Genomic DNA, 5914 nt, shown 5'->3' on the forward strand with positions numbered 1-5914 from the left:
TAATCACCATTATCATATTTATTATCATCGGGCTTAATTTAGATGTTTCAGGATCTACAGATACTTCTGCCATCTTGAAAACTATAGAATCTACCTTTACAATTACTCCGTGGTTATTTGTAATCCCAGCAATTGTAATATTCTTGATAGTTAAAAAAACCTCTCCTCTTATTGCTTTATTGATAGGAACTCTACTTGGTGCTGCTGCAGCTGTGATCTTTCAGCCGGGAATTTTAATGCAGATATCCGGAGTGGAAAATCTTGATTTTATCTCGGGATACAAAGCGATTATGAATTCCATGACTGTAGATACCGCAATAGTAACAGAAAATGAAACTTTAAATGATCTTTTCTCTTCCGGAGGAATGTCTGGAATGTTAGGTACAATTTGGTTGATCTTATGCGCAATGGTCTTTGGAGGGATTATGGAAGCTATTGGAGCTTTAACCAAAATAAGTTCTGCTTTATTGAATCTTTTCCATACTACCTTTGGACTATTTGCAAGCACCGTTTTTAGTTGTTTAGCATTGAATTTAACGGCATCAGATCAATATCTAGCGATCGTAGTTCCAGGAAAAATGTTTTCTAAAGCATATAAAGAAAAAGGACTTGCTCCTGAAAATTTAAGTAGAACCTAGAAGATTCGGGAACAGTAACCTCTGTTTTGGTACCATGGAATACTTGTGGTGCATACCATAGTGGAGTTTTGGGAGTGCCAACTCTTTCTTATGCAGGCTTCGCTTTCTTCAATTATATTAGTCCGTTTATGACATTACTTTTTGCGGCATTTAGCATTAAGATAAAGCAATTAACCACACAACAAGCTCAGCCTCAAACGGCTAACGTAGGATAAATAGGATTTATCTATTCCTAATTGAATTGGCTATAGTCAAAATTTATAATGTGATAAGAAATTAGAATTTCAATAGCCCGTTACTGCGGGCTATTTTTTTACTTTTGCCATTGAAAATTAACAAACACAAAATATATTTAATATGGCATTAGTTGGAAAAAAATTCCCAGATTTAGCAGTAAACGCAATGAATGAAATGGGCGATACTTTCAAGTTGAATATTCTTGAGGAGGCTCAAAAAAATAAGAAGAAAGTATTATTGTTTTGGTATCCTAAAGACTTCACTTTTGTATGTCCTACAGAATTACACGCTTTTCAAGCTGCACTTGCAGATTTCGAAAAAAGAAATGTAATGGTTGTTGGAGCATCTTGTGATACTGCAGAGGTTCATTTTGCATGGTTAAACACTGCAAAAGATAACGGAGGAATAGAAGGAGTTACATACCCAATATTAGCAGATTCTAACAGAAACCTTAGTTCTCAACTTGGGATTTTAGATGTTACTAATGAGCAATATGATGAAGAAACAGGAGCAATTACTGTTGAAGGTGATAACGTAACTTATAGAGCTACTTACTTAATAGACGAAGAAGGAACTGTATTTCACGAAGGTATTAACCACATGCCACTTGGAAGAAATGTACAGGAATTCTTAAGATTAGTAGATGCATATGCGCATGTTCAAGAAAAAGGAGAAGTTTGTCCTGCAAACTGGGAAGAAGGAAAAGAAGCTATGACAGCAGACCGTAAAGGTGTAGCATCATACTTAAGCTTAAACTAAAAAAAAAAGATCATGGTAAAGGAATTAGAACAAGATAATTTACAAGACATCATTGCTGAAAATGGTACTGTTATGGTACAATATATGGCAGGATGGTGTGGAAATTGTAGATTGATGAAGCCAAAATTTAAAAAATTGGCTGGAGAAAACGAAAGCGCTACTTTTTTAATGGTAGATGCTGAAAAATTTCCGGAATCTAGAAAAATGGCTAATGTGGATAATTTACCAACCTTTGCCGCTTTTAAAGACGGAAAATTAGTGAACCAAGTTCAAACTAATAAATTTGAATTATTAAAAGATCTAGTAAATGAAGTTACCAGTAATTAGACATTTGCAAAAAAACAACAGTTCAGATAAACTTCAGAACACTATTGAAGTGTTGGAAAGCTTTACAGAACATAGATCTGTTTCAGACGAAGAAATGGATGTGATTGGTGAATTAATCACTAATTTATGTGGCGCTGTAGAAGTACATCAGATGATCGAAAATGGTGACTCTCCTATAGATGCAGCAAATAATTTTGCAAAGAAAGTTATGGGTTCGATAGACCGATAATTTTCTAAAAAATCATATAGATAGCGGCCGATTTAAATATTAAATCGGCCGCTATTGTTTTTATGATAATTTTAGTAAAACCCCATATCAGATACATTAAATTTAGCTTTTCTAACCATAGACAAGGGATTTATGCCACAGATAACTTTAAGAGAGAAACAAATTACCACTTATGGTAATTTACCTGAGACCGGAGAAAAAGCTCCATATTTCGAATTAATTCGTTCAGATATGTCCAAAACAAATTTGAATGATTTCAAAGGAAAAAGGTTAATCATGAATATTTTCCCTAGTATAGATACCGATGTTTGTGCTACTTCTGTTAGAAACTTTAATGAGCGAGCAACAAAATTAAATAATACGGAAGTACTTTGTATTTCTCGCGACCTTCCATTTGCATTAAAACGATTTGTAGATGATGAGGGATTGGATAAAGTGACAAACCTATCAGATTTTAGACAGGGAGATTTTGGAAAAGATTACGGGGTTGAGATGATGGATGGCCCTTTAGAAGGCCTACTTTCTCGGGTAGTTATCGTTTTAAACGAAGAGGGAAAAGTACTTCATAGCCAACAAGTTCCTGATATTTCCGAAGAACCTGACTATCTTGCAGCTCTAAAATCATTGTTATAGTGAAGGATAGTTTTCTAAGAAAAAGAATAAAAGGTGGTGGTTATGCTATTAAAGGAGCTTGGATCTTACTAAAAACAGAACCAAGTATACAAGTTCAGGCTGTGATTTCTATTGTGGTTTGTTGTGCAGGTTTTTATTTTGATATCACAAAGACCGAGTGGATCTTTCAAATTTTAGCCATCGGTTTAGTTCTAAGTACAGAAGGCCTAAATAGTGCTATAGAAGGTATTGCAGATTTTGTGCACCCAGATTTTCACAGTAAAATTGGATATATTAAAGATGTTGCAGCGGGTGCCGTCTTGTTTGCAGCACTTACTGCTGTTATCATTGCATGTTTTATATATCTGCCGTATTTCTTCCCAAATCTTTTCAGCTAGAAATAACGAAGAATCCTAAAGGAAGTTTTTAAACGAACATAGCCATTAGGCTTCCCCCAATAGCTCCAGAGCTTACTCCTGCAACAATTCCCCATGTTGGGATTCCTATTATCCCACCCAACACAAAACCCAGACATAATCCTAGGATGCAACCTAAACATAAGCCAATAAAAACTTGTGTTCTATTCTGATAAAATTTTTTCATAATCAACTAAATAATATAAATAAAGGGGTTGGTTAAACCTTAATTAATACTATTAGATCGCGTAATAAATATTAGGGAATAAATTATACTGGGGAGACCTACGCATTAAAATAAAAAACGATTTTAAAAATCGCTACTCATAATATCTCGATGGAAGGGCATTCGTGAATAGTGGAGTAAACTTAAATTATTTATTTTAATAATCAAAATTACAATTCACTTATTTATAGAGATTTACAAAAACAGATACTGCTTTTAACACCATTATATTGTCCATAATTTGGTATTACTTCATAACCTGCCCTGTGGTATAGCCCAATTGCATCTTTAAAAGTTATTCCAGTTTCTAGGATACATTTTTTATAATCCAACTCTCTCGCCCAATTTTCCAGTTCGGTTAAAATAGTAGTAGCTACCTTCTTTCCTCTTCCAGATTGAAGTACGAACATTCTTTTTATCTCTGCTGTATCTTCATCAAAATCTTTAATTGCGCCACAGCCAATAGCTTCTTCATTATCATACGCTAAAACGATATGCTTGATAGTATCTATTTTATTGTATTGATCGAAAAAATCATGCTCATCTCCATCTCTAATTGTTAATTCCTTATCTAATAATTTATTGAGAGAAATGAAATCCGGATTCTCGGAAGTTGTTCTTTTTAAAACTAGCATGTATTGTTAAATTTGGATTTTGAAAATTCGTGCTTAGTAAAATATTGAATTATTAGTTATCACGCCACTTATACAACATAAGCCTCTCTTCAGATTTTGGAAGCGTAATCATTTCTGAAAAATTCAATTCTAATTTTTCAAGCAACTTTTGAGATCCAAGGTTTTCAGGATTTGTAATTGCGCTAATCTGGGTTAGACCAAAGTCTGAAATAGCAATCGCTTTAATTTTCGCTGAACTTTCCAAGGCATAACCTTGTCTTTCATACTCCGGCAAAAAAGCAAAACCGATATCTATTCCCTCCACTCCTAGCCTATCATACAATCCGCAACAGCCAATTTTCACATCATCAGATTTTCTAATCACAGTAAAATTTCCGAAGCCATTTTTCTTAAATACAGGCAAAATGTTTTCGTGAATATATGCTTCAGCATCTTGCAAATTTTTAATATTTCGATCACCTATAAATTGAAGCCACTTTGGAGTATTCAGCAGTTTTAAAAACAGAGCTGCGTCTTCCAAAGTGGTTGGTCTCAATATTAGTCGTTCTGTTTGATACGTAGGGTCGTGATTCATCTCAAAATTTTAATCTGCTAAAGATCGAAAATTTAGCGATTAACTCACCACTTGTTTTTCTAATACTTTTCTATCCCAATTTGCAAGATCTGCTGCATTGTTATAGGTACTATGCAAAAATGCCAACAGCATTTTAGATGGGTCTGCAGACTGCTGTACATCTTTATATGGCAAAATAAATTCTCCCATATCTTTAAAATAATACGCGTTTTTAGGTCTTATGTGAGAATCATTGAATTTTTTTGGTTCGGGATAGATATAATTATAGAATGCCGCAAATGGCAACATTTCATTTCCAGGCCAGAATCCGCTACTGCTTACCTCATGAGAATAGGCCTCTTGCGCTACCCAATCTGGTAAATTTGGGATTCCTCCTGGATGTTTGGGAGCTTCTTTTCCGGAAAATCTTGAAACCGCTAAATCAAAACTGCCCCAAAAGAAATGCACCGGGCTTGATTTCCCAATAAACTCTGCACGAAATTTATTAAAAACCTCATCTACGTTTAATAACACTGTATGCCATTTAGAGGCATGTTCTGGGTCGTACTCATTATGCTGCTCATCTTTATCTAAAGGAATAGGATCTACCATTTCATTAGGTGTTGTATTTATTTTTACATCAATTCCAAAATCTTTCAAGCAACCAATTACATTTTTATAGCAACCGGCAACAGACATGTTTTTTAAATCAAAAGAATTGCTTTCTCCTTGGCTGGTTACAATTTGCAGCTCATTATCTATAAAATCGAAATTTATCTGAAAGTGTTTGTTTTCTGAAGGAATATCTCCAGTTGTTAATCCGCGAGGGCTTACAAACAAAGTGGTGTGCCACGAATGATTTATCCAAGGCATCTGTGTTAATTTTACTTTCCCGGCGATCTGGGTCCATAAATGGATGGTCTCATAGGTTCCTTTAGCATCTTGGTAGGACAATGCCGGCCAATTTTCCTTTTTCATGATTTCTTAATTAGAGTTTATACTATTTAAAAAACTAATAATCAGTTAATTGAATATTAGTCACTCTAATTTAAGACTTAATTATTTAAAACTAAAGATTAAGATATCATTGCAATACAAATAGGCGTATTAACATATTAAGCTTAATGAAAAAAAGATTGATTTTTCAAAAGTTTATCTTAATATATAGAGGTCAGTAGATAACTACATTCAATTTTTATTGTTTATTTTATTAATTTTCAAACAGTTAAAATATCTCGTTTTGTCTGTTCGAGCGCAGTCGAAAACTTTTTAGCTTAAAAAA

9 protein-coding genes and 1 pseudogene are annotated in these 5914 nt (G+C 33.9%); 6 read left to right on the forward strand and 4 right to left on the reverse strand.

Features of this window, described 5'->3' with window-relative positions; genetic code table 11:
- From ON07_RS15665 to ON07_RS13450, 6 genes and pseudogenes are all read left to right on the forward strand, one after another.
- Positions 1–853: pseudogene (locus ON07_RS15665) on the forward strand (Na+/H+ antiporter NhaC family protein); the annotation flags it as partial.
- 142 nt (positions 854–995) lie between these two features.
- Positions 996–1634, forward strand: coding sequence for a peroxiredoxin (locus ON07_RS13430; RefSeq protein ID WP_010232456.1), 639 nt, complete (start codon positions 996–998; stop codon positions 1632–1634).
- Positions 1635–1646: 12 nt separating this feature from the next.
- Positions 1647–1961: a thioredoxin family protein gene (locus tag ON07_RS13435; RefSeq protein ID WP_010232458.1), complete on the forward strand. Its 315-nt coding sequence runs from the start codon at positions 1647–1649 to the stop codon at positions 1959–1961.
- The gene (locus tag ON07_RS13440) at positions 1942–2190 is read left to right on the forward strand and encodes a DUF6952 family protein (RefSeq protein WP_010232460.1); all 249 of its coding nucleotides are present in this window, start codon (positions 1942–1944) and stop codon (positions 2188–2190) included. Before ON07_RS13435 ends, ON07_RS13440 begins: the two co-directional genes overlap by 20 nt.
- 132 nt (positions 2191–2322) lie before the next feature.
- A complete protein-coding gene (tpx, locus tag ON07_RS13445; protein WP_010232461.1) occupies positions 2323–2823 on the forward strand; it encodes a thiol peroxidase in 501 nt (166 codons plus the stop codon).
- Positions 2823–3200: a diacylglycerol kinase gene (locus ON07_RS13450; protein ID WP_010232463.1), complete on the forward strand. Its 378-nt coding sequence runs from the start codon at positions 2823–2825 to the stop codon at positions 3198–3200. Before tpx ends, ON07_RS13450 begins: the two co-directional genes overlap by 1 nt.
- Positions 3201–3228: 28 nt before the next feature.
- On the opposite strand, the gene ON07_RS16505 is transcribed toward ON07_RS13450, so the two are convergent.
- The 4 genes from ON07_RS16505 to ON07_RS13465 all read right to left on the reverse strand — a co-directional run bounded on the left by ON07_RS16505 (position 3229) and on the right by ON07_RS13465 (position 5610).
- A complete protein-coding gene (locus ON07_RS16505) occupies positions 3229–3405 on the reverse strand; it encodes a hypothetical protein (RefSeq protein ID WP_155807242.1) in 177 nt (58 codons plus the stop codon).
- 224 nt (positions 3406–3629) lie between these two features.
- Positions 3630–4079: a GNAT family N-acetyltransferase gene (locus tag ON07_RS13455; protein WP_010232464.1), complete on the reverse strand. Its 450-nt coding sequence runs from the start codon at positions 4077–4079 to the stop codon at positions 3630–3632.
- Positions 4080–4131: 52 nt separating this feature from the next.
- Complete coding sequence (locus ON07_RS13460; protein ID WP_010232465.1) at positions 4132–4653, reverse strand: GNAT family N-acetyltransferase; 522 nt, start codon at positions 4651–4653, stop codon at positions 4132–4134.
- A gap of 39 nt (positions 4654–4692) precedes the next feature.
- On the reverse strand, positions 4693–5610 hold the full coding sequence (locus tag ON07_RS13465) for a DUF5996 family protein (protein WP_010232466.1): 918 nt from the start codon (positions 5608–5610) through the stop codon (positions 4693–4695).
- Positions 5611–5914 lie beyond the last annotated feature (304 nt).

It is taken from the genome of Gillisia marina (assembly GCF_000258765.1).
GTDB classification, from domain to species: Bacteria; Bacteroidota; Bacteroidia; order Flavobacteriales; family Flavobacteriaceae; genus Gillisia; species Gillisia marina.

What these genes read in the sequence shown, in the direction of transcription:
- ON07_RS13430 (WP_010232456.1), top strand. Translation starts at nt 996, where the DNA reads ATGGCATTAGTTGGAAAAAAATTCCCAGATTTAGCAGTAAACGCAATG.
- ON07_RS13435 (WP_010232458.1), top strand. Translation starts at nt 1,647, where the DNA reads ATGGTAAAGGAATTAGAACAAGATAATTTACAAGACATCATTGCTGAA.
- ON07_RS13440 (WP_010232460.1), top strand. Translation starts at nt 1,942, where the DNA reads ATGAAGTTACCAGTAATTAGACATTTGCAAAAAAACAACAGTTCAGAT.
- tpx (WP_010232461.1), top strand. Translation starts at nt 2,323, where the DNA reads ATGCCACAGATAACTTTAAGAGAGAAACAAATTACCACTTATGGTAAT.
- ON07_RS16505 (WP_155807242.1), bottom strand. Translation starts at nt 3,405, where the DNA reads ATGAAAAAATTTTATCAGAATAGAACACAAGTTTTTATTGGCTTATGT.
- ON07_RS13455 (WP_010232464.1), bottom strand. Translation starts at nt 4,079, where the DNA reads ATGCTAGTTTTAAAAAGAACAACTTCCGAGAATCCGGATTTCATTTCT.
- ON07_RS13460 (WP_010232465.1), bottom strand. Translation starts at nt 4,653, where the DNA reads ATGAATCACGACCCTACGTATCAAACAGAACGACTAATATTGAGACCA.
- ON07_RS13465 (WP_010232466.1), bottom strand. Translation starts at nt 5,610, where the DNA reads ATGAAAAAGGAAAATTGGCCGGCATTGTCCTACCAAGATGCTAAAGGA.